At 60.1% G+C, this 22,766-nt stretch carries 20 protein-coding genes and 1 riboswitch; of the genes, 18 read left to right on the top strand and 2 right to left on the bottom strand.

What is annotated here, in order from left to right; all coding sequences use genetic code 11:
• Nucleotides 1–89: 89 nt before the first annotated feature.
• The 3 genes from I8E17_RS23985 (at nucleotide 90) to I8E17_RS23995 (ending at nucleotide 2,384) form a co-directional block, all read left to right on the top strand.
• Nucleotides 90–842, top strand: a complete 753-nt coding sequence (locus tag I8E17_RS23985) for an SDR family oxidoreductase (RefSeq protein ID WP_069615717.1) — start codon at nucleotides 90–92, stop codon at nucleotides 840–842.
• Between the two features lie 29 nt (nucleotides 843–871).
• Nucleotides 872–1,288 carry a cupin domain-containing protein gene (locus I8E17_RS23990; protein WP_069615671.1) on the top strand — a complete coding sequence of 139 codons (417 nt, stop codon included), beginning with the start codon at nucleotides 872–874 and terminating at the stop codon, nucleotides 1,286–1,288.
• A 73-nt stretch (nucleotides 1,289–1,361) separates the two neighbouring features.
• Nucleotides 1,362–2,384: a mechanosensitive ion channel family protein gene (locus tag I8E17_RS23995; RefSeq protein ID WP_069615672.1), complete on the top strand. Its 1,023-nt coding sequence runs from the start codon at nucleotides 1,362–1,364 to the stop codon at nucleotides 2,382–2,384.
• Here the strand turns inward: I8E17_RS23995 and I8E17_RS24000 are convergent.
• The gene (locus I8E17_RS24000) at nucleotides 2,367–2,855 is read right to left on the bottom strand and encodes an Rrf2 family transcriptional regulator (RefSeq protein ID WP_069615673.1); all 489 of its coding nucleotides are present in this window, start codon (nucleotides 2,853–2,855) and stop codon (nucleotides 2,367–2,369) included. The two genes, I8E17_RS23995 and I8E17_RS24000, sit on opposite strands and share 18 nt — an antisense overlap.
• 349 nt (nucleotides 2,856–3,204) lie before the next feature.
• Here I8E17_RS24000 and I8E17_RS24005 point away from each other — a divergent pair, with 349 nt between their 5' ends.
• Both I8E17_RS24005 and I8E17_RS24010 read left to right on the top strand, forming a co-directional pair.
• Nucleotides 3,205–4,287: a LacI family DNA-binding transcriptional regulator gene (locus tag I8E17_RS24005; RefSeq protein WP_229002151.1), complete on the top strand. Its 1,083-nt coding sequence runs from the start codon at nucleotides 3,205–3,207 to the stop codon at nucleotides 4,285–4,287.
• A gap of 268 nt (nucleotides 4,288–4,555) precedes the next feature.
• Nucleotides 4,556–5,365 carry a TIM barrel protein gene (locus I8E17_RS24010; RefSeq protein WP_069615675.1) on the top strand — a complete coding sequence of 270 codons (810 nt, stop codon included), beginning with the start codon at nucleotides 4,556–4,558 and terminating at the stop codon, nucleotides 5,363–5,365.
• A gap of 149 nt (nucleotides 5,366–5,514) precedes the next feature.
• Here the strand turns inward: I8E17_RS24010 and I8E17_RS24015 are convergent, their stop codons facing one another.
• Complete coding sequence (locus I8E17_RS24015; RefSeq protein ID WP_069615676.1) at nucleotides 5,515–6,543, bottom strand: LacI family DNA-binding transcriptional regulator; 1,029 nt, start codon at nucleotides 6,541–6,543, stop codon at nucleotides 5,515–5,517.
• Nucleotides 6,544–6,693: 150 nt separating this feature from the next.
• Between I8E17_RS24015 and I8E17_RS24020 the strand changes: the two genes are divergently transcribed.
• The 13 genes from I8E17_RS24020 to atzF all read left to right on the top strand — a co-directional run bounded on the left by I8E17_RS24020 (nucleotide 6,694) and on the right by atzF (nucleotide 22,164).
• Nucleotides 6,694–7,782: a fatty acid desaturase family protein gene (locus I8E17_RS24020; protein ID WP_069615677.1), complete on the top strand. Its 1,089-nt coding sequence runs from the start codon at nucleotides 6,694–6,696 to the stop codon at nucleotides 7,780–7,782.
• 25 nt (nucleotides 7,783–7,807) lie between these two features.
• The gene (locus I8E17_RS24025) at nucleotides 7,808–8,119 is read left to right on the top strand and encodes a MocE family 2Fe-2S type ferredoxin (protein WP_069615678.1); all 312 of its coding nucleotides are present in this window, start codon (nucleotides 7,808–7,810) and stop codon (nucleotides 8,117–8,119) included.
• A gap of 10 nt (nucleotides 8,120–8,129) precedes the next feature.
• On the top strand, nucleotides 8,130–9,356 hold the full coding sequence (locus I8E17_RS24030; RefSeq protein ID WP_113366737.1) for an FAD-dependent oxidoreductase: 1,227 nt from the start codon (nucleotides 8,130–8,132) through the stop codon (nucleotides 9,354–9,356).
• Between the two features lie 23 nt (nucleotides 9,357–9,379).
• Complete coding sequence (locus tag I8E17_RS24035) at nucleotides 9,380–10,186, top strand: 3-methyl-2-oxobutanoate hydroxymethyltransferase (protein WP_069615680.1); 807 nt, start codon at nucleotides 9,380–9,382, stop codon at nucleotides 10,184–10,186.
• Nucleotides 10,187–10,239: 53 nt separating this feature from the next.
• Nucleotides 10,240–11,124 (top strand): formyltetrahydrofolate deformylase, encoded by an 885-nt coding sequence (purU, locus tag I8E17_RS24040; protein ID WP_145635585.1) that lies wholly within the window; start codon nucleotides 10,240–10,242, stop codon nucleotides 11,122–11,124.
• Nucleotides 11,125–11,127: 3 nt separating this feature from the next.
• Entirely contained in the window at nucleotides 11,128–12,033 is a 906-nt protein-coding gene (gene folD / locus I8E17_RS24045; RefSeq protein WP_229002152.1) for a bifunctional methylenetetrahydrofolate dehydrogenase/methenyltetrahydrofolate cyclohydrolase FolD, read from the top strand.
• A 338-nt stretch (nucleotides 12,034–12,371) separates the two neighbouring features.
• Nucleotides 12,372–12,485: riboswitch (guanidine-I (ykkC/yxkD leader) on the top strand.
• 74 nt (nucleotides 12,486–12,559) lie between these two features.
• Nucleotides 12,560–13,633, top strand: a complete 1,074-nt coding sequence (locus I8E17_RS24055) for a putative urea ABC transporter substrate-binding protein (protein ID WP_069609882.1) — start codon at nucleotides 12,560–12,562, stop codon at nucleotides 13,631–13,633.
• Nucleotides 13,634–13,690: 57 nt separating this feature from the next.
• A complete protein-coding gene (locus I8E17_RS24060; protein WP_069610411.1) occupies nucleotides 13,691–14,509 on the top strand; it encodes an ABC transporter permease in 819 nt (272 codons plus the stop codon).
• Nucleotides 14,506–15,327 (top strand): ABC transporter ATP-binding protein, encoded by an 822-nt coding sequence (locus I8E17_RS24065; protein WP_069609883.1) that lies wholly within the window; start codon nucleotides 14,506–14,508, stop codon nucleotides 15,325–15,327. The genes I8E17_RS24060 and I8E17_RS24065 overlap by 4 nt, the downstream gene beginning before the upstream one ends.
• A 2-nt stretch (nucleotides 15,328–15,329) precedes the next feature.
• Nucleotides 15,330–16,148 (top strand): urea amidolyase associated protein UAAP1, encoded by an 819-nt coding sequence (locus I8E17_RS24070; protein ID WP_219511587.1) that lies wholly within the window; start codon nucleotides 15,330–15,332, stop codon nucleotides 16,146–16,148.
• Between the two features lie 16 nt (nucleotides 16,149–16,164).
• Nucleotides 16,165–16,815 carry an urea amidolyase associated protein UAAP2 gene (locus tag I8E17_RS24075; protein WP_069609885.1) on the top strand — a complete coding sequence of 217 codons (651 nt, stop codon included), beginning with the start codon at nucleotides 16,165–16,167 and terminating at the stop codon, nucleotides 16,813–16,815.
• A 1-nt stretch (nucleotide 16,816) separates the two neighbouring features.
• The gene (gene uca, locus I8E17_RS24080; protein ID WP_069609886.1) at nucleotides 16,817–20,353 is read left to right on the top strand and encodes an urea carboxylase; all 3,537 of its coding nucleotides are present in this window, start codon (nucleotides 16,817–16,819) and stop codon (nucleotides 20,351–20,353) included.
• On the top strand, nucleotides 20,353–22,164 hold the full coding sequence (gene atzF / locus I8E17_RS24085) for an allophanate hydrolase (protein WP_113367006.1): 1,812 nt from the start codon (nucleotides 20,353–20,355) through the stop codon (nucleotides 22,162–22,164). The genes uca and atzF overlap by 1 nt, the downstream gene beginning before the upstream one ends.
• The last annotated feature ends 602 nt before the right edge of the window (nucleotides 22,165–22,766 follow it).

Consider the following 22,766-nt stretch of genomic DNA (forward strand, 5'->3'; position numbering starts at 1 on the left):
CGACGAGGCCGGCGTGAACCAGGGCTGCACAATCTTCCGGAAACGAATGAACAACGCGGTGCGCGAAACGGCCGCACATGGAGAAGCTCATGAAAATCGTCATCATTGGCGGAACCGGCCTGATCGGCTCGAAAACATCGGACCGCCTTCGCAAGCAAGGCCATGAGGTCATTGCCGCCGCCCCGAACACCGGCGTCAACACGATCACCGGCGAAGGACTAGCCGAGGCGCTCGCCGGCGCCTCCGTCGTCATGGACCTCGCAAACTCTCCCTCCTTCGAGGATAAGGCCGTGCTCGAATTCTTCCAGACTTCGGGTCGCAACTTGACGGCGGCGGAAAAAGCCGCCGGCGTGAAGCATCATATCGCCCTTTCCATCATCGGCGTCGATCGCCTGCACGAAAGCGGCTACATGCGCGCCAAGGCTGCCCAGGAAAAGATCATCCGCGACTCCGGCATTCCCTACACGATCGTCCATTCGACGCAGTTCATGGAATTCATCGGCGGCATCGCCCAGTCCGCCACCAGCGGGAACACGGTGCGACTGCCCGTGGGCTATGTGCAGCCGATCGCCTCAGATGACGTCGCCGACGCCATGGCTGCCGTCGCGACGGCGGCGCCCATCAATGGCATCGTCGAGATCTCCGGCCCGGAGCGCATTCGGATGAACGAGCTCGTCGCCCGCTATTTGAAGGCCATGGGCGATGCGCGGCAAGTCGAAGGGGACCCCGAAGCCCGCTATTTCGGCACGAAGCTGGAGGATGGCTCGCTTGTCTCCGACAAAAATCCCCGCCTCGGCCGCATCACCTTCGAACAGTGGTTCGCGACCGCCGCACGGAAATGACCGTCTAACTCTTCAGAAAGGAATTCGAGATGATCAAATCAATTCTCGGCATCGCGCTCACCGCCCTGCTGTCCACCACTGCCGTAGCACACGCTGAAGGCGAGAAGGATGCCAAGGTCACGCTTGTCTACCAACATGAACTGCCGAACGTTCCTGGCAAGAGCATCAAGGGCGTCCTCGTGGAATATGGTCCGGGCGGCTTTTCCTCGGCCCACACCCATCCGAACTCTGCGTTCATTTATGCAACGGTCCTGGAAGGGGCGATCCGAAGCCAGGTCAATGACGGTCCGGTCAAAGTCTTCAAGGCCGGCGAAAACTTCTCCGAGATGCCGGGCGATCGCCATGGCGTCAGCGAGAATGCCAGCAAGACCAAGCCGGCGAAGCTGTTGGCTATCTTCGTTGTCGACAGCAGCCAGAAAGAACTCACCTTCCCGATCAAGAAATAACCGGAGGCTGGACGGGTGCCGGAGGCGCCTGTCCCTTCCCGGCTTCAGGAAATCATCGTCGGTGAACCCTATCATGTTTGGCGAACATCATTTTCTGCCGCTCGTCCTGATCAATCTGCTCGGGCTGGCCGGCATTCTCATCTGGCACATCCAGGGGCGCCGTCGCCCGACTGCGCGCCTCGTCGTGCAGATCCTGTTCTTTTGCTGCATGAGCCTCGTGCTCTGGCTTGCCGGAATTTCGCCTTATCACTTTGACTACGATGAGCTTCAGGATGGCGGCATCCTGCTTGCCAAATCCGCAAGGATCCTCTGGTGGCTGCATCTTGCCTGGACGATGATCGGCTTCCTTCATATCTATCTCACCCTCAATCGCCGGCCGCAGGAGGCGCATCTTCTTCAGGACCTGATCGTCGGCATCGTCTATCTCGGCGTCGCCCTGTCCGTCATCGGCTTCGTCTTCGGTGCGCCCGTTGGACCGCTGATTGCCACCTCAGGCATCGTCGTCGTCATCATCGGCCTTGCACTGCAGAACACGCTTGCCGATGTCTTTTCCGGAATCGCGCTGGCTCTCGGTCGCGCCTACGTCATCGGCGACTGGATCCAGCTCGCCGACGGCACCGAAGGGCGCGTCGTGGAAACCAACTGGCGCTCCACCAACCTGCTTTCGGGCGGACATAACGTCGTCGTCCTGCCGAACAGCGTGCTGGCGAAACAGTGCGTCACCAATCGCAGCCGCCCTGATGAGTCGCACCAGATCTCGCTGACGATACGGATATCCGCCATACACAAACCGCGGCTGGTCGAAGAGGTCATGCTTGCCGTCTTGGAGGGCTGCGAAAGGATCGTCATGAACCCGCCGCCGGTCGTCGCGCTCAAGATGATCGACGCAATCGCCATCGAGGTCGAGCTGTTCTTCCGCGTCGTGAGCGCGGCGGGCCGCATGTCGGCACAGAACGAGATCATCGATCTCATCTACGAACATTGCAGGGCGAACGGAATATCATTGGCGATGCCGGCCCAAAGCCTCGTCTGCCCCCCGATAGGCGAACAGAAGGAACAGGCCACTCTCAGGACGATATCATCCGGCGCGTTCTAGCACCCATTCGAAAGAGCTTTTCCAGAGTTCCGGCGGGATCTCCTTCGACAGGATGCCGACGAGGTCTGACAATTTGACGCCGCGCAGTTTCTCGCGCCACGCTTCGTCGGCCTCCCACATGATGCGCGCCACTGCACAAGGGCTGCTCTCGCAATAATCCTTCGGGCGGCAGGGGTTGTTGGCGCGAATATTGGTGCAGACGAAGGTTCGCTGCCGCCCCTCGACAGCCTCAACGATCTCCAGAAAAGTGAGATCCGCGGGCGGTCTCGCCAATCGATAACCGCCGGAGGGGCCGAGTGTCGTGTCGACAAGTCCAGCCTGAGACAGGCTCTGGAGGGCCTTGGAAAGATATTCCTTGGGAAGCCCATGGAATTCGGCTAGCGCTTTGGTGGAGAGATAGCGGCCATCAGGCAAACCTGCAAGAATGGCGCAACAATGGAGAGCCCATTCGACTTGGCTTTTCAAAATCATAAAATCATTCCAAAGCCCGCGGCTGGCATATATCCATCAAGGATAAAGAATATCCTTATTTGATCTCTATGTAAATAAATTCCGAGATGCAGATTTGCCTCTCGCATACCGAGCATGCATGAGCGAAACGATCTTCAGGGGCTTCGAAAACATCCCTTGCCCATGACGGATCGGATGGCGGTCCGGAAACGAAATCGGCCCGCGCAAGGCGGCAACCTCGACCATTGCGGCCATGCCAGGCGACAGCGGCTGAAGCAAACTATCGACATCTCGATAGATCGAGGCACAACCGCCCCCTCTTGGAGCACCTTTCACTTTGACTTAGATTGCCGGCCAATGGCGAAACCTGTTGGATCTGGCGAATAAGGTAAGGTCAGCCCCCGGGGACCTGATCAGGATTTATATGAAGCGGACAAGAATTGAGGATATCGCCAAAGAGGCGAAGGTAAGCAAAGCCACTGTAGATCGTGTCATTCACAAGAGAGGCTTCGTCCGCGAGGAAACGGTTCGCAAGGTTGCAGAAGCAGCGCATAAGCTGGCCTATTATGCGAGTGGTCTGATCGATCGGCAGCTGACCGCACCGCTTGCAAGAGTAAGATTTGGCTTTCTGCTCATAAAAGAAAGACAGGAGTTTTATCAGTCTTTCAGCAAAGAGCTGACCCGGGCAGTGGCAGACCGTCAGGATTTTCGCGGTGAAGTGACCATCCGATATTCTCCGTCTCAGTCGCCGGCAGACTTCGCGGCAATTATGCGGGAACTTGCCACGCATACTGATGCGATAGCTTGCACTGCGGTCAACCATAGCATCGTCAATGAAGCCGCCCGGAGCCTGCGGCAGAACGGAGTTCCCGTCTTCGCCCTGCTGAATGATTTCGGCCACGATGCGCGTCAAACCTATATCGGTCTCGACAATCACAAGGCCGGGCGCCTGGCGGCATGGATGATCGCCATGGCAAGTCGCCAGCCCGGAAAAGTCGCGATTTTTCTTGGCAGTAATCGCTGGCAAGGACACGAATTGAAGGAAGCCGGATTCCGTTCATACCTAAGCCAGTTGCGGGCGGATCTCGATATCCTGGAACCGGTCATCAATCTTGAGACAAGAAAGCTCACCCATGAAACCTCCGTCGCCTTGCTTGAGCGTCATCCGGACTTGAGAGGCATCTATATCGCAGGCGGTGGTATGGAAGGCGCAATAGCGGCGCTGCGGGAAATGCGCGCGCCCGGAGAGGTCGCCCTCATCGTCAACGAACTCACCTCTGTCAGTCGCGCAGCCCTTTCCGACGGCTATGCGACAATGGTCATCGGCACGCCCTTGGCACAGCTTTGCCGGGACACCGTCGAATTGATGGCACAAAACGTGCTCCAGGGTCGCGTTCAAATGCCGGATGCGCATTTTCTGGAACCGCAACTTTTTCTACCTCCTTCCATCTGAGAATGAGGTGAAACACCTCAAGCGGAAGGCGCAAGAAACCTCACCGATGCGCTAATCCAAATTCCACCCGATTGCCCGCGACGGATCCTTTTGGCATTGACTAGAGTCGGATGATTTTAGGTCTATTCGACCTAAAATTTGAATCCGCTCTAGAATCAAAGAAGTAGAGCATGATGTCGTCCGAAAACCGCTCACACTTTTCGGCATCATGCTCTAGAGCCGCGTGACGCTCCACCGGAGCAGCAATATCGGGATCTTGGGAGGAAACATGTTCTGGGCACTCAATCAGATTACGGCACCAAATCTTAGCTACACCGATTTCCTCGACCTGTCGGTTGCTCTCGGCTGCCAGGGCGTAGAGGTTCGCAACGACCTCAAGCGCCAGCTATTTGACGGCCTTTCGCCGGCCGAGGCAGGTCAAATGGTTCGGGAGCGAGGTTTGCGGCTCGTTGGCCTGTCCCAGGTCTATCCGTTCAATTTCTGGTCGGATGATATCGAGCGGAAGGTTCGGGATCTGATTGCAATCGCCGGGGAAGCCGGCGCTGAAACCATCAGCCTGATCCCTCGAAACGAGGGGATCGGTACCGAGGCGCAGGAGCGCAAAGCCAATCTCGAAACGTCCCTTGCCGCCATCTTACCTCTTCTTGAAGAGGCGGACCTGGTCGCACTGGTTGAGCCGCTGGGGTTTCAGCGTTCCTCGCTGCGTTACAAGGCAGAGCTCGTGGACGCGATCAATGCGCTCGGGGCAGCACATCGCTATAAACTCGTCCATGACACATTCCATCACGCCCTAGCGGATGGCGGACCGATTTTTGCCAGCCACACCGGGATCGTCCACATATCGGCTGTCGTCGATCCGGCGTTGCAGCTGAACCAGATGGAAGACGAACACCGGGTTCTTGTCGACGGATTGGACCGACTGGACAATGTCGGTCAGATCAAGGCTCTTCAGGCTGCCGGATATGTCGGACCGATTTCCTATGAATGCTTCTCTCCGCTGGTGCACGACCTCGCCAACCCACGAGAAGCGATCCAAGCCTCGTTTGATTTCATCGAATCGGCCCTAAAGGCCGGGTGATCGCCAAGCGGGCGATGCGAAGGAGCCTGCCGAGCTTGGCTGTGGGCTCGGTCCGATCTGGTGTCGACAAGATCGAGCTCCTGTTTTGGCGCTTTCGCGTGGGCAGCGGCGCTGCCAACGCAACCTTGCCATCGCCGGTTTTCCTTCATTCAAATATTCTCGGAGATGTAGATTTCGAAGGGGAAAAAGGTTTGACGCGCGGTCGTTTGCGCGCTTCCTTCGACTGAACTCACCATTTGCGTGATGAGTTCTCGGCACAGAAGGGGCAGTGGAGTGCAAATTGCCATGGCAACGGTTCCATCCATCAGTGCGCCCTTGCTCTCGGGAACAAGCTCGTTGACGATGAGGGTCACGTCGCCTGCGCGGTTTTCTTCCCGAAGTGCGGCGATCGCTCCCTCCATTCCGCCGCCGGCGACATAAAGACCGATAAGGTCTGGATGCTTCTGTAGAAGATCGAGCGTCGCCTCATGCGTGACGTCGACGGCGTCGAAATTGATGAGCGTTTCCAGGACTTCGAATTCCGGCGCATTCTCGCGGAAATAGGAGCGAAAACCAACCTCTCGCAACTCGTGGCCGTGAAAGCGGTGGCTGCCAACAAAACACGCCACTTTGCCCGGCTTGCGAGCCGTGCGCGCGATCGTCCAGGCAGCAGATCTCCCGACCTTTCTGTTGTCAAGGCCGAGATATCCTTCCCGAACGCCCGCGGCAAAGTCGGAAAGTACGGAAAAGACCGGGATCCCCTTTTCCTTGAGCTCATCAACGATGGCCTCGACAGCCGGATAATCGGGGGCGACGACGGCCACCGCCTGATTACGCGCTGCCAGCGCTCGCATTTTCTCCGCTATCGCGCTTGGTGTCGAGACAGCCGGATAGTCGATTTGAACCTGCAGCTTCGCTGCCGTCATCGCCGCCGCAGCCGCTTCGATCTCTTTGGCAAAGGCTTGATAAAATGATTGCGTGGGCTTCTGCAATAGGAATGCGAGTTGATAGCGTGGCACGTCTTCGAAGACGCGCTGACGCAGGAGGCCGACAGCGTGATAGCCGATTTCCTGCGCCGCTTCATAGACGCGCCGTGCCGTCTGTTCGCGAACCGGGAGGCGTCCGTTCAGCACGCGGTCGATGGTGGCGACACTGACGCCGGACGCCTTGGCGAGATCCGATATGGTGGGGCGACGCATGGCGGCTCCTGATGGAATTTATCATTACTGCGTTATCTTAATGATAGATTTTGATAGATTCCATCATTCCCGCATTGAGGCAAGCAAAAAGTCGATCTATCGTTTCCAGCATAGAGAGCGAGGCGCTATCGCGCATCGCGGGAGGCAGGGATGACGACGATAATCAAGCGTGACTATGATCTGCTCGGCGCAAGCGGAAAGCTGGCGGTGGAAACGGGGCTGGCTGCCGCCGAATGGTATCACACGGATGTTGCGCGCAAGGATATGAAGGCGTTGATGCAGCGCTCGGATGCGCCTGCGATCCGCGACACCATCATCTGGCTCGGCAGCATGGCGGTTTTCGCTGCACTGGCCGTCTACTTCTGGGGATCATGGATCTGTGTCCCCTTCTTCCTGGCCTATGGTGTGCTCTACGGCTCTGCCTCGGATAGCCGCTGGCATGAATGCGGCCATGGCACGGCGTTCAAGACGCGCTGGATGAACGATGCGGTCTATCAGATCGCCTGTTTCATGATCATGCGCAATCCGGTCACCTGGCGCTGGAGCCATGCGCGACATCACACCGATACCGTCATCGTCGGCCGCGATCCGGAGATCGCCGTCATGCGTCCGCCGGATCTCCTGCGCCTCGTCCTGAATTTCTTCGGCATCCTCGATGCCTGGCATGCGATGGTCGATATGCTGCGCAATGCTTGCGGCGTCGTCAGTGCGGCGGAAAAAACCTTCATTCCCGAGATGGAGCAGCCGAAGGCGATCCGCATCGCCCGCATCTGGCTCGCCATCTATATCGTCACCATCGCATCAGCGATCGCCATGGGCTCGATCCTGCCGCTGATGCTGATCGGCCTTCCCCGGCTTTACGGCGCCTGGCATCATGTTCTGACCGGTCTGCTGCAGCATGGCGGCCTTGCCGACAATGTCATCGACCACAGGCTGAACAGCCGCACCGTCATGATGAACCCCGTCAGCCGCTTCATCTATTGGAACATGAACTACCATGTCGAACATCACATGTTTCCGATGGTGCCCTATCACGCGCTGCCAAAGCTGCATGCGATGATCAAGCATGATCTGCCGGCCGCCAATCCGTCCATCTGGTCCGGCTATCGCGAGATGATCCCGGCATTCCTGCGGCAATTGCGCAACGAGGACTATTTCCTGAAGCGCGAGCTGCCGCCAACGGCGCGGCCCTATCGTGAAGAGTTCCACGGCGGCCTGCCGGCTGCCGCCGCACAATAACATCGACATTGCGAGGGAGGAAAACATGAGCAACTGGATCGAAGTCTGCGCCGCCGATGCAATCGACGAGGAGGATGTCATCCGTTTCGATCATGACGGGCGGACTTTCGCTATCTATCGCAGCCCCGAGGATGATTATTTCGCGACCGACGGCCTGTGCACGCATGAAAAGATTCATCTTGCCGATGGCCTTGTCATGGACACCATCATCGAATGTCCCAAGCACAATGGCCGCTTCGACTACCGCACCGGCGAAGCCAAGGGCGCTCCGGTCTGCGTCAATCTGCAGACCTATCCGGTCAAGGTCGAGAATGGCACCGTCTTCATCGGGCTCTGAGGAGGCTATCGTGGCGCATTTCGTCATTGTCGGAGCCGGGGAATGCGGCGCCCGTGCTGCCTTCGCACTTCGTGAAAAGGGATTTGAGGGCGACATCACCCTCATCGGCGCCGAGCCCCTGGCCCCATACGAACGCCCGCCGCTTTCGAAGGGCGGATCGGATGAGGCGCTCCAGCCAAAATTCGTCGCCGCATTGGAGCGTTACCAGGAGCAATCGATCGACCTGAGGCTCGATACGACGGTGACGGCGATCGCTCCCTCCACAAAGACTATCAGGCTCGCGGGTGGGGAAACGCTAAGTTACGACAGGCTTCTGCTTGCGACTGGAGCCTCGGCGCGTAACCTTCCCGGCGTCAATGGCACCTCTCGTCGCATCCGCATGCTGCAGACCCATGCGGATACGGTGGCATTGCATGCCGCGCTCAATCCCGGACGGCACATTGCCATCATCGGCGGCGGCTTCATCGGTCTTGAACTGGCGGCGACGGCACGCAAGCGCGGCACCGACGTCACTGTTATCGAGGGGCTTCCGCGGGTGTTGAAACGCGGCGTGCCGGGGGAGATCGCCGAGGTAATTACCGAACGGCATCGTCAGGAAGGTGTCGATATACGCTGCGATCAGATCATCGAAGCAGTGCAGGAGGACGCCGACAAGGTGGTCGTTCGCATGGCGACCGGGGACGTGATCTCTGCCGATCTGCTGCTTGTCGGTATCGGTGCCTTCCCGAATGTCGCGCTTGCCGCCGACGCAGGCATTGCGATCGACAACGGCATTGCCGTCAACGAGCGATTAGAGACCTCGATGGCCGATATTCATGCGGCGGGCGATTGCTGCTCCTTTCCGCTGGCGCTCTATGGCGGAAGGCGTGTTCGCCTCGAATCCTGGCGCAATGCGCAGGAGCAGGCCAATCTCGCCGCCGCCAACATGCTGGCAGAAGGTGCGGAGATATCCGCCGTGCCGTGGTTCTGGTCCGATCAGTATGATCTGACATTGCAGATCGCCGGCCTTGCGGATGAAGCGGTCGCCCACGTACGGCGCGACCTCGATGACGGGGCGTTCATCCTCTTCCATCTCGGCGCGGACGGAAGGCTGCTCGCCGCCAGCGGTATCGGACGCGGCAATGCCATAGCGCGCGATATCCGCCTTGCCGAGATGCTGATCGCCGCCCGCGCGCATCCGGATCAAGCTGCTTTGGCGGCGAGCACGGTCAAGCTGAAGTCGTTGCTTGCGGCGTAACTATCCATATCGAGGAACATCCAATGCAAAAGCACAATCGTCCGACGGTTGCCGATCTCCTGTCGCTCAAAGGAAAGCGGCAATTGACAATGCTGCGCGTCACGTCACTTGAGGAAGCGGAAGCCGCGGAGAGAGCCGGCATCGATATGCTTTCTGTCCCACCAGCGCTTTTGGGCCCCTCTTTCCGTGAAGCCGCGCCAAGCCCCTTTGTAGTACCGGGCCTGGAATATGGCGACTACGTCTCGGCAGAAGAATATATGCGGGAGGCATTCAAGGCACTGAAAGCCGGAGGCGATGCCGTTTATTGCGCTGCAAGCCTCGCGATCATCCGACGAATGCGGGATGAGGGAATTCCCGTCTGCAGCCACGTTGGCCTCATTCCTTCGAAGGCGACATGGACGGGCGGTTTTCGCGCCGTCGGAAAAACGTCGATCAGCGCTTTTGAAATTTGGCGCCAGACCAAGGCGCTGGAAGAAGCCGGCGCCTTTGCCGTCGAAATCGAGGTTGTGCCTGGTGACGTTGCGGCCGCCATCAGCCAAAGGACATCGATGCTGATGATTTCGATGGGTGCGGGAACAGGATGTGACGCGCAATATCTGTTTGCCGATGATGTCCTTGGCAGCAATCGCGGCCATCGTCCCCGCCATGCGAAGGTCTACCGCAATTTCGCGGCAGAGTTCGACCGACTGCAGAATGAGCGCGTTGCTGCCTTTGCCGAATTTGCCGGGGACGTTCGTTCCGGCGCCTATCCGGAGAAGAAGCACCAGGTCGGGATCGACAGGCAAGAGCTCGAGGCGTTCCTGCATATGATCGCCGAGCAAACTCTTTAATCGCACCTTAGGCTTCGGGTGAAGCATTTACACATCGAATTGGGCTATCTCGAATGAAAACCTATGTATTGACAGTGACGTGCCAATCGACGCGTGGGATCGTTGCGGCGATCTCGAACTATCTGGCCGGGCAGGGATGCAACATCGTCGATTCCAGCCAGTTCGACGATCTCGATACCGGCAAGTTCTTCATGCGCGTATCCTTCATCTCCGAGGAAGGGGTGGGCCAGGCAGCGCTTGTCGAAGGCTTCAAGCCGATCGCCGAAAAGTTCGCCATGGATGCGGAGATCCATGACGAGAAGAAGCGCATGAAGGTGCTGTTGATGGTGTCGCGCTTCGGCCATTGCCTGAACGACCTGCTCTATCGCTGGAAGATCGGCGCGCTTCCGATCGACATCGTCGGCGTCGTCTCCAACCATTTCGACTACCAGAAGGTCGTCGTCAATCACGACATCCCCTTCCACCACATCAAGGTGACGAAGGACAACAAGCCGCAGGCCGAAGCCCAGCTGCTCGAGATCGTCGAGCAGACCGGCACCGAGCTGGTGGTGCTCGCCCGCTACATGCAGGTGCTGTCGGATGCGCTGTGCCGGAAGATGTCTGGCCGCATCATCAACATCCACCATTCCTTCCTGCCGTCCTTCAAGGGGGCCAACCCCTACAAGCAGGCCTATGAGCGCGGCGTGAAGCTGATCGGGGCGACGGCGCATTACGTGACGGCCGATCTCGACGAGGGTCCGATCATCGAGCAGGACACGGCGCGCATCACGCATGCGCAGTCGGCCGAGGATTATGTCTCGATCGGCCGCGATGTGGAGAGCCAGGTGCTGGCGCGCGCCATCCATGCCCATATCCACTATCGCACCTTCTTGAACGGCAACCGCACCGTCGTCTTCCCGGCAAGCCCGGGATCCTACGCCTCCGAGCGCATGGGGTAAGTGATGGCGCTCGCGACAGTGATCGACGGGAAACAAGCGGCAGCTTCGGTGATCGAGGCCGTGAAGGCGGCATCAGCGGGACTTGAGGCGGAGGCCGGCGTGAAGACCGGGCTTGCGGTCGTCATCGTCGGCGACGATCCGGCCAGCCACGCCTATGTGAACTCCAAGAGCAAGATGGCCAAGGAGTGCGGCTTCAAGTCCATCCAGCACACGCTGTCGGCAGAAACGACGCAGGAAGAGCTGGCTGTCCTGGTGGCCTCGCTGAACGACGATCCGTCCATCCACGGCATTCTCGTGCAGCTGCCGCTGCCGAAGCATCTGAATGCCGATGCGATCATTCAGTCGATCCGGCCGGAGAAGGATGTCGATGGCCTGCATGTCGTCAATGCCGGCAAGCTGGCCACCGGCGATCTCGAAACCGGGCTGATCTCGTGCACGCCGGCCGGCGCCATGCTTTTGGTGCGACAGGTGCATGGCGAGGACCTGTCGGGTCTGAATGCCGTCGTCATCGGCCGCTCCAACCTGTTCGGCAAGCCGATGGCGCAATTGCTGCTCAATGCCAATGCGACGGTCACGACGGCGCATTCGCGCACGAAGGATCTCGCCTCGGTCGTCAAAGGTGCCGATATTCTGGTGGCGGCCGTCGGCCGTCCCGAGATGGTCAAGGCCGACTGGATCAAGCCCGGTGCCACTGTCATCGATGTCGGCATCAACCGGGTCGCGGCACCGGAGCGTGGCGAAGGCAAGAGCCGGCTGGTGGGCGATGTCGCCTATGGTGAAGCATCCGAAGTCGCCGCCGCGATCACGCCGGTTCCAGGCGGTGTCGGACCGATGACCATCGCCATGCTGATGGCCAATACCGTCATTGCAGCCCATCGCGCCGCAGGTAAGAAGCCGCCGAGGTTTTGAGGGAGAGAGCGGTTTAGACCACTGCACCATCGAGCTCGTTCATCGGCGACGGCTAAAGTTAATCGACCGGCAGGAGGAGCGTTTTTTGCCTCCTAAGCGAGTTCGCTATCACACGGTGGGAGGAGAACTAGGCTTATCCAACTCGACGCGAGCAAGCTCAGCCTGCTGCTTCCGATCGTTCCTTGTCAGTCGTCCAATGAGGATCAGCGCGCTCATCAAAATTGCATATTCTCCGCGCAAATTTTCAGATCGCTCAATTTTTCATCAACACCACAACACCTCCCCTCGAACAAAATCAACCACTTACGATCTGGCACGCCATTTGCTTCGTATTTGGTTGAGTTGGTGGCTAGGGTTCCGGCGCTCCATTGCGAGCGTGGCTGGTCCGAGAGCCACCACCGGCTGGGGGAGAAATCCCACCGGATGCACGGCGGGATAAAAGCCCGGGAGACCTCGTAAGCCAAGGGATTGGCGGCGCGATGGTCTTTGCCGATCCCTTTTTGAAAAAAGCAAAAGGGGAATTTCAATGCAGACTTTTTCGAGAATTCTTTCCGTCACAGCCCTGTCCGTATCGCTGGCCCTCGGGCTCGGTTCGGTCGCCAGCGCTGCGCCGAAGACCAGCTTCAAGGTCGCCTGGTCGATCTATGTCGGCTGGATGCCCTGGGGTTATGCGAGCGACCACGGCATCGTCAAGAAATGGGCTGACAAATATGGCATCAATATCGAGGTCACACAGTTCAACGACTATGTGGAGTCGATGAACCAATATACGGCCGGTGCGTTCGATGCCGTAACGCTCACCAACATGGATGGTCTCTCGATCCCGGCTGCCGGCGGCGTCGATACGACGGCCGTCATCGTCGGTGACTTTTCCAATGGCAATGACGCCGTCATTCTCAAGGACAAGACAAGCCTCGCCGATATCAAGGGCCAGAACGTCAACCTCGTCGAATATTCCGTATCGCACTATCTGCTCGCCCGCGCGCTCGACAGCATCAAGCTCAGCGAACGCGATGTGAAGGTGGTGAACACCTCCGACGCCGATATGGTTGCGGCCTATAAGACGCCTGACGTTTCGGCTGTTGTCACCTGGAATCCGCTTGTTTCGACCATTCTCGAAGACCCCAGCGCCAAAAAGGTTTTCGACAGTTCGCAGGTGCCGGGCGAAATCATCGACCTGATGGTCGCCAACAGCAACGTGCTCAAGGACAACCCGAATTTCGGCAAGGCACTCGCCGGCATCTGGTATGAAACGGCCGCGCTGATGAAGGCCGACACGGCTGAGGGCAAGGCCGCCCGCGAAGCCATGGGCAAGGCATCGGGCACGGACCTCAAGGGCTTCGAGGCGCAGCTCGCTGCGACCCGCCTTTTCGACAAGCCCGCCGATGCGCTCACCTTCACCACCTCGCCGAACCTGCCCAAGACCATGGATCTCGTGCGCAACTTCCTCTTCCAGAAGGGGCTTCTCGGCAATGGCGCGCCTTCCGCCGATGTCATCGGCATCGAAATGCCCGACGGCAAGGTGCTCGGCGACGGCAGCAACGTGAAGCTTCGCTTCACCGAAGCCTACATGAAGTCGGCCGCCGACGGTCTGCTCTGAGCTTCTTTGAACGGCGGCGCAACAGCGCCGCCAGCCTTTCATTTCTCGGAGCCATTCATGCGTTGGATCAATACCAAGCCAAGTCCCGGCGCGCAGCTTGCCTTGACGCTCTTGCCCTTTGCGCTGCTGATCATTGCCTATGCGATCGGTTCCGCCGCAAGGCTTGCCGAAAACGCCAATGACAAGCTGCTTCCGAATTTCGCCGGCTTTGCCGACGCCATCAACCGCATGGCCTTCATCGCCGATCCTCGCACGGGAGACTACCTTCTGTGGTCGGATACCGGGGCAAGTCTCATCCGGCTGCTCTCCGGTCTCAGCATCTCCACGGCGATCGCGCTTTGCCTGGGCATGCTGATCGGCATGCTCCCCTATCTGAGGGCGCTTCTGTCTCCCTTCGTCGCCGTCATTTCCATGGTGCCGCCGCTGGCCCTGCTACCCATTCTCTTCATCGTCATGGGCCTCGGAGAAACGTCGAAGATCGCCCTCATCGTCATCGGTGTTGCACCGACGATGGTGCGGGACTTGGCCCTGAAGGCGCTGGAACTGCCGCGCGAACAGATCGTCAAGGCAGAAACGCTCGGCGGTTCTTCCTGGCAGATCGCGCTGCGCGTCGTGCTGCCGCAGATCCTGCCACGGCTGATCACCTGCCTCAGGCTGCAGCTCGGCCCGGCCTGGCTGTTCCTGATCGCGGCCGAAGCGATCTCGTCCGATTCCGGCCTCGGCTACCGCATATTCCTCGTCCGCCGCTATCTCTCGATGGACGTGATCTTTCCCTACGTGGTCTGGATCACCCTGCTTGCCGTGGTCATGAACTACCTGCTCGATCGCGTCCGCATCGCCGTCTTCCCCTGGTCCGAACTGGAGAAGCAGGTATGAGCGAACTCAGAATCGAAAAGGTCTGGAAGGAATATGGCGACCAGATCGTGCTTGAGGATGTCTCGCTGACGGTGGCCTCGCGTGCCTTCGTCGCGCTCGTCGGCCCCTCCGGCTGCGGCAAGTCCACCTTCCTGCGCATGCTTTTGGGACAAGAACAGCCAACGCGCGGGACGATCCTGCTCGATGGCGCAGCCCTGCCCCCGGAACCCGGCGCGGATCGCGGCGTGGTCTTCCAGCGCTATTCCGTCTTTCCGCATCTGACCGCGCTCGGCAACGTACTGCTCGGCAAGGAACTTGCCGGCTCGCGCTACAAGGCAAGGCTCTTCGGTTCGGCGCGTCGCAATGCCATCGAGGAGGCACGTCAGCTTCTCGCCGAAGTCGGCCTTGCCGGCGCCGAGGGTAAATATCCAGCCCAGCTTTCCGGCGGCATGCAGCAACGTCTGGCGCTTGCGCAGGCCCTGATCATGCGACCGAAAGTGCTGTTGCTCGACGAACCCTTCGGTGCGCTCGATCCGGGCATCCGCGCCGAAATCCATACGTTGATGAAACGCCTCTGGCACGAGACGCAGATGACCGTTGTCATGGTGACCCATGACATGCGCGAAGCCTTCACGCTTGCGACCCGCGTCGTCGCCTTCGAGCGGCGCCGCGACAGGCCAGAAGAGAAGGAGCGCTACGGCGCCACCATTACCAAGGACATTTCCATCTGGCCGCCGCGCATTGCCGGCGCAGCCTCGATCTTTGGCCCCGACCGGGACGGCCCGGTCTCTTCCCTGGGGCACCGCCGGGACGACCTGGCACCATCGGGAGATATTTAGCCATGCAGCATGTCAGACGTTCACCGGAAGAGATCGCCGCCAATCGCGCGCGGTATGAAGACCATCAACGCAAGGGGCTGGAATTCGCGCCCAAGGCATTGCCGGCGGCAAGTCCGCTTCCAGCGCCGCCGATCGACCCTTCCCTCATCCTGCACCGGGAGATCCTGCCCGGCGGCTGGTACTGGTCGACACGCGTCAAGACGGGCGAGACTTTGCGCATCGCGCAGGAGCAAGGTTTTTCTGCCGTGTCGCTGATTGCCTGGAACGAGGCGGATCCGAGCGAACGGCTGAACCTCGTCGATACGGTCAAGGTGCAATGGACGACGGCACTGTCGAAGGGCCGCGTGATCTTCTCCGACATGGGGCGTGTCATGTTCTCGGTGACGGAGGATTCCTCCGGCGCCCATGATTGCCTGATGGGAGGCTCCACCGCCGCTTCCACCGAGGCGAAATATGGCCAAGGTCTGCGCAACAGCCGCGATAATTTCATCCTGCTCGCAACGAAAGCAGGCTTGGATCGGCGCGATATTCCCGCCGCCTTCACGCTTTTCGCGCCCGTCCGGGTCGATGCGGACGGCAAGTTCGCCTGGAAACCGGAACTATTACACGATGATGACTATATCCATCTTCGCGCCGAGATGGACATGATCGTCGGCTTTTCCAATTGCCCTCACCCGCTCGATCCAAACCCGCATTACGCGCCGAAACCCGTGACCGTGACCCGCATCGCCGCCCAGCCGATCGCCGAAGACGATCTGTGCCGCACGGCCACCGCCGAAGCGGTGCGCGGCTTTGAAAACAACGCCTTCGCCAATCTTTGAGCCGGGGAGAACGATCATGAGCGATTTCATTCAGACCGCGCCTTCCCGCACGCTCGACAAGGCGGTGCAAGATCATTTCATTGCCGCGGAAGCGCCGTTTTCGACCATCGTGCGCAAGGGCCAGACGCTGCGCATCGAGGACAGCTACGGCCAGCAGGCAATCGACACGCTGTTCTATAATGCCGAGGACTATTCCGAGCGCTATTCCAACCAGGACACGATGCGCGAACAGGGCGCCGCCTATATCACCACGGGCACCCGGATCATCTCCAACGAAGGGCGCGTCATGCTGACAATGACCGCCGACAGCTGCGGCCGTCACGACACGTCGGCAGGCGCTTGCTCGTGCGAGAGCAATACAGTCCGCTTTGGCCACGGCACGAGATATCTTCACGCCTGCCGCGACAACTTCGTGCTGGAAGTCTCAAAGCATGGCATGGGCAAGCGCGACGTCGTGCCCAACATCAATTTCTTCATGAACGTGCCGATCGAACCGTCGGGTGAAATGACGATCGTCGACGGCATCTCTGCTCCGGGCGACTATGTTGAGCTCAAGGCCGAGATGGACGTGCTTCTCGTCATCTCCAATTGCCCGCAGATCAACAATCCCTGCAACGGCTTCGACCCGACGCCGATCCGAGTCCTCGTATGGGACGGTGAGGCCTGAGATGTTCAAGAAAATACTGATCGCCAATCGCGGCGAGATCGCCGTCCGGATCATCGGGACGTTGCGGCGCATGGGCATTGCCTCCGTCGCCGTCTATTCCGATGCGGACCGCTTCTCCAAGGCATCCCTGATGGCAGACGAAGCCGTCAGGCTCGGCCCGGCGCCTGCCTTGGAAAGCTATCTCAATGCCGACGCCGTCATTGCCGCCTGCAAGGCAACCGGTGCCGAGGCCGTGCATCCAGGTTACGGATTCCTGTCGGAGAATATCGGTTTCGCCGAACGGCTGGCAAAGGAAGGCATCGTCTTCATCGGGCCGACGGCGGACAATATCGCCGCCTTCGGGCTCAAACACACAGCGCGAGAACTGGCGCGTACGAGCGGAGTTCCGCTGCTTCCGGGCAGCGACCTCGTCGAAACGAGCGAAGCGGCGCTCGCGGCCGCGGCGGAAATCGGCTACCCGGTCATGCTGAAATCGACGGCCGGCGGCGGCGGCATCGGCATGCAGCTTTGCGACGATGCCGCAAGTCTGAAGGCTGCCTTCGACAGCGTACAGCGCACGGCAAAAGCAAGCTTCGGCGATGCCCGCGTCTATCTGGAGCGCTTTGTCTCGCGGGCGCGGCATGTCGAGGTACAGATCTTCGGCGACGGCAAGGGCCGCGTCATCGCGCTTGGCGAACGCGACTGCTCGTTGCAGCGCCGGAACCAGAAGGTGATCGAGGAGACGCCCGCGCCGGGCCTGTCGCCTTCCGTGCGCGAACGCCTGCATGCAGCGGCGGTGGCGCTCGGCACCTCCGCCAATTATCGCTCCGCCGGCACGGTCGAGTTCATCTATGACCCCGCGCGGGAGGAATTCTACTTCCTCGAAGTCAATACCAGGCTTCAGGTCGAACATCCGGTCACCGAGGCCGTCTATGGCATTGATCTCGTCGAATGGATGATCCGCCAGGCCGCCGGCGAAGATGTGATAACAGGCAATGATGATCTCACTCCCAAGGGTGCCGCGATCGAGGCGCGCATCTATGCCGAGATGCCGCATGCCGGCTTCCGGCCGAGCGCCGGCCTTTTGACCGAAGTTATCTTTCCGGAACACGTGCGCGTCGACGGCTGGATCGAGACGGGCACGGAAGTAACACCCTATTACGACCCCATGCTCGCCAAGGTGATCGTGGCAGCTGAAGACCGGCCGGCCGCGATCGAGAAACTCAAGCTTGCGCTTGCGCAAAGCTCCATCTCCGGCATCGAAACCAATCTCGACTATCTGAAGGCCATCGCCGGATCGGATCTGCTCGCCAGCGGCAATGTGGCGACGACGGCGCTGAAGGACTTTCCCTTCGTGCCTGATGTGATCGAGGTGGTGGCGCCCGGCGCGCAGTCGAGCATCCAGGAGCTTCCCGGCAGGCTGGGGCTCTGGCACGTCGGCGTGCCGCCGAGCGGGCCGATGGACGAGCGCTCGTTCCGCCATGCCAACAGGCTGGTCGGCAACGCCGATGAGATCGCGGCCCTGGAACTGACCGTCTCGGGACCGGTGCTCAAGATCTTCTCCGACGTGACGATCGCGCTTGCAGGCGCTCGCATGCCGATGACCCTCGACGGCGTTCCGTTACCCCACGCCGAGGCCATTATCGCCAAGGCAGGGCAGACGCTTGCCGTTGGCGCCATAGAAGGCCGGGGCCAGCGTGCCTATCTCGCCGTTGCGGGCGGCTTTGCCGCGCCGCTCATGCTCGGCTCCAGGGCAACCTTCGGCCTCGGTCGCTTCGGTGGCCATGCCACCGGCACGCTTCAGACAGGCCATGTGTTGCGGCTGGCACGCACGCCCCAGCCTCAAGCCAAGCCGGCGGACGTGCCCGCGGCCCTCACCCGCACCTGGGAGGTCGGCGTCGTCTACGGACCGCACGGCGCGCCGGATTTCTTTCTGGACGAAGACATCGAGACGCTGTTTTCGACCGAATACGAGGTGCATTTCAACAGCGCCCGCACCGGCGTCCGTCTGATCGGCCCTACGCCCAAATGGGCGCGCAGCGACGGCGGCGAGGCTGGCCTTCACCCCTCCAATCTTCACGACAATGCCTACGCCATCGGCGCGATCGATTTCACCGGCGATATGCCGATCATTCTCGGCCCGGATGGGCCGAGCCTCGGCGGCTTCGTCTGCCCGGCCGTCATTGCGCGCGACGAGCAATGGAAGATGGGCCAGTTCAAGCCGGGCGACAAAATCCGCTTTCATCCGGTGACGCGCAGTGAAGACGCCGTCGCCGGCCCGACTGTCCACGACGCGCCCGGGGAGACCGGATCGGCAATCGTCGGTCAGAACCAGGACGGCCCGGTGCCTGTCGTCTATCGTCGGCAGGGCGATGACAACCTGCTCGTTGAATACGGGCCGATGACGCTCGATATCGCGCTTCGCCTGCGCGTGCATCTGCTGATGCAGGCAATCGTCGAGGCGCGCCTGCCGGGGATTATCGACCTGACGCCAGGCATCCGTTCGCTGCAGATCCATTATGACGGGACGACGCTGACCCGCAACCATCTGCTGGGCCTTCTTACGGAAATCGAGGCTACGCTACCGGCGGCGCATGAGGTGAAAGTCCCAAGCCGAATCGTGTACCTGCCGCTCTCCTGGAGCGATCCGCAGGCCGAGCTTGCCATGCGCAAATATCAGGAGCTCGTGCGCCCGAATGCGCCATGGTGCCCTTCCAACATCGAATTCATCCGCCGCATCAACGGCTTGCCCGACGAGCAGGCAGTGCGCGATATCGTCTTTGATGCCAGCTATCTCGTGCTCGGCCTTGGCGATGTCTATCTAGGGGCTCCGGTCGCAACACCGGTCGATCCGCGACATCGACTGGTGACGACGAAATATAATCCGGCGCGCACCTGGACACCGGAAAACGCCGTCGGCATCGGCGGCGCCTATATGTGCATCTATGGCATGGAAGGACCGGGCGGCTACCAGCTTTTCGGCCGTACGATCCAGGTGTGGAACAGCTGGCGGCAGACGCCGGCCTTCGCCAAGGGCAAGCCGTGGCTTCTCAATTTCTTCGACCAGATCCGCTTCTTTCCCGTCACGCATGAGGAACTGAATGAGGCGCGTGCGGCCTTCCCGCACGGCGGCTATCCGATCAAGATCGAGGAGACGGAATTCTCCTACGCTGCCTACGAGGCCGGTCTCGCACGCGAGGCCGCTGCGATCAGCGCCTTCAAATCCAGGCAGCAGGCTGCCTTCGAGGCGGAAAGGCAACGCTGGAAGGAGTTGGGGCTCGACAGCTTTTCCGTTGACGAAGGGACGGGCCCCGCCCTTGCCGGAGATGTACCGGAAGGTTGCTTCGGCGTCGAAAGCGCCGTGCCCGGCAATGTCTGGAAAATACTCGTCGAGGCAGGCCAGCCGGTTGCAGCCGGCGATACTTTGGCCATCATCGAGTCGATGAAAATGGAAATTAACGTCACTGCTCATGCCGCGGGACGCGTCCGCGATCTGCGCGCAGCACCTGGGCGCAACGTCAAGGCCGGTGACGTTCTCGTCATTCTGGAGGAAATCTGATGCTGCCCACTATCATTGACCTTACCTCTCTGCGAGATGCGTATAAGGCAGGCTTTTCACCGCTCGACATGGTGGAGGAAATCATAGCCCGATGCGGGGCATCCGATGATCCGGCAATCTTCATTACGCTGGCATCTCCAGAGGCGTTGCGAGCTGCGGCAACAGATTTGCTGACGAAGGCACCCGAGCCCAACAGCCTGCCGCTCTGGGGCATCCCCTTCGCAGTCAAGGACAACATCGACGTCGCAGGTCTGCCGACGACGGCCGCCTGCCCGGCCTTTGCCTATCATCCCCAGGGCGATGCAACCGTGGTTGCACGTCTGAAGGCAGCCGGCGCGATCGTCATCGGCAAGACCAATCTCGACCAGTTCGCAACCGGCCTCAACGGCACCCGCTCGCCTCATGGTGCGCCCCGCTCGGTCTTCGATCGCGCTTACGTTTCCGGCGGCTCGAGTTCCGGTTCCGCCGTTGCCGTAGCCGCTGGCCTTGCCAGCTTCTCGCTCGGAACCGATACGGCAGGCTCCGGCCGGGTGCCGGCTGCCTTCAACAATCTCGTCGGCATAAAGCCGACGCCGGGGCTCGTTCCCAATGTCGGCGTGGTGCCGGCTTGCCGCAGCGTCGATGTCGTCACGGTGTTCGCCGCAACCGTCGGCGATGGCATCGCCGTTCGCCGGATCATGGACGGCTATGACGCACGCGATCCGTTCTCGCGGGAGGCAATACCGGCGACCCTGCCGTCGGCGCGTCCGCGCGTCGGCGTGTTGGACGGAGCCGAGCGCGAATTCTACGGCAACAGCCAAGTCGAAGCCCTCTACGATGCCGCCATCGACAGGGCGAGATCGCTCGGCGCGGAGATCGTCCCCTTCGACTATGCGCCTTTTCGGCAAGCCGCCGAACTGCTCTATAGCGGCCCATGGGTTGCCGAGCGCCTGGCGGCGGTCAAGGACTTCCTCGCAAGCAATGCCGGCGATTTCGATCCAACGGTCAGAACCATCATCGAGGGCGCGAAAGGCTATGATGCGGTCGCCGCCTTCGAGGGCAAGTACAGGCTGGAAGCATTGCGACAAAAGACGAAGGCGGAATGGGAGAAGCTCGACTTCCTGATGCTGCCGACATCGCCTACGACCTATACGGTCGAGGAAATGCAGGCCGATCCGATCGTCAGGAACAGCCATTTCGGGCGTTATACCAATTTCGCCAATCTGCTTGATTGCGCGGCAATTGCCATACCCGCGGGTTTCGATACCGACGGCCATCTGCCAGCCGGTGTGATGCTCGTCGGGCCTGCCTTTACCGACGATGCTTTGGCGCCGTTCGCCGATGCCATGCATCGGGCGGCGAAAAGCGGGATGGGCAAGGACCGTATGGCGGCACTGCCGGATAACAGCCGTGTGACACCTATGGCTGCCGACATGGTCCCGATCGTCGTTGTCGGCGCGCATCTGGCCGATATGCCGCTCAACCATGAACTCACCGGAAAAGGCGGCTACAGGATGAAGACGGGACGGACGGATGGCAGCTATCGGCTTTTCGCCCTTTCCGGAACAGTACCGCCGAAGCCGGGATTGATGCGCGATCCCGGCTTTGCCGGCAAGGGTATCGAAATAGAGGTATGGGCCTTGCCGCCCGCCGCGTTTGCCCGCTTCGTCCAAAATATCCCGGCGCCGCTGGGGATCGGCAAGATCCTGCTTGAGGATGGCAGCCATGTTTCCGGATTTCTCTGCGAGAGCCACGCCGTAGCTGACGCCAGAGACATCACCGAATTTGGTGGCTGGCGAAATTTCATTCGCGCTGCCGATGCCACAGGTTAAATGAAGGAGAAGCTGGATGAGAAAGACCCTCTTACGGGCATTGCAGATCATTCTTCATGGCCTGACCGCGAGAACCCAGGCAATTGGCAGCCTTGATCGGCCTCAGTTTCACTCCGCTCGTAGCGAGGCATGGTCAGAGACCGATTAAACGCTTCGGACGAGAAAATCTCGCAGACTTGAGGGATGGCAGGAAAAACACCAACAAGCGAGTGCAGGCACACGAGATGACTGCACTCGCTCGGCCAAGGATTCAGCTCGGCATCCTGGCCATCCAGTTGAATGGACAACTTTCAAGGAAAGTTGCAAATGGCTACTTTCCTCCCGATGGGATTCTTGCATCGGCAGCCCATGGCGAAGGTGCATCGACAACGCCTGACAACAGATCAAACACAGCGCTCAAATTTCGCGGGGCACCCGGATATCCGGCAAGTCCCGCGGAAAATCCTTCGCATTGCGAGTGACCGGCAACGTCGAGTGAATCTTGTCTATTTCCCGGATGACGGCTTGGAGCAGCCTGATGCGGGGAGCTGCCACAGAGATACCGCGCGCCCCGGCCACTACATTGTCGACGGCGACAAGCCTTGACGATTCACTATCTCCGG

Source organism: Rhizobium sp. AB2/73 (assembly GCF_020871915.1).
GTDB classification, from domain to species: domain Bacteria; phylum Pseudomonadota; class Alphaproteobacteria; order Rhizobiales; family Rhizobiaceae; genus Rhizobium; species Rhizobium dioscoreae.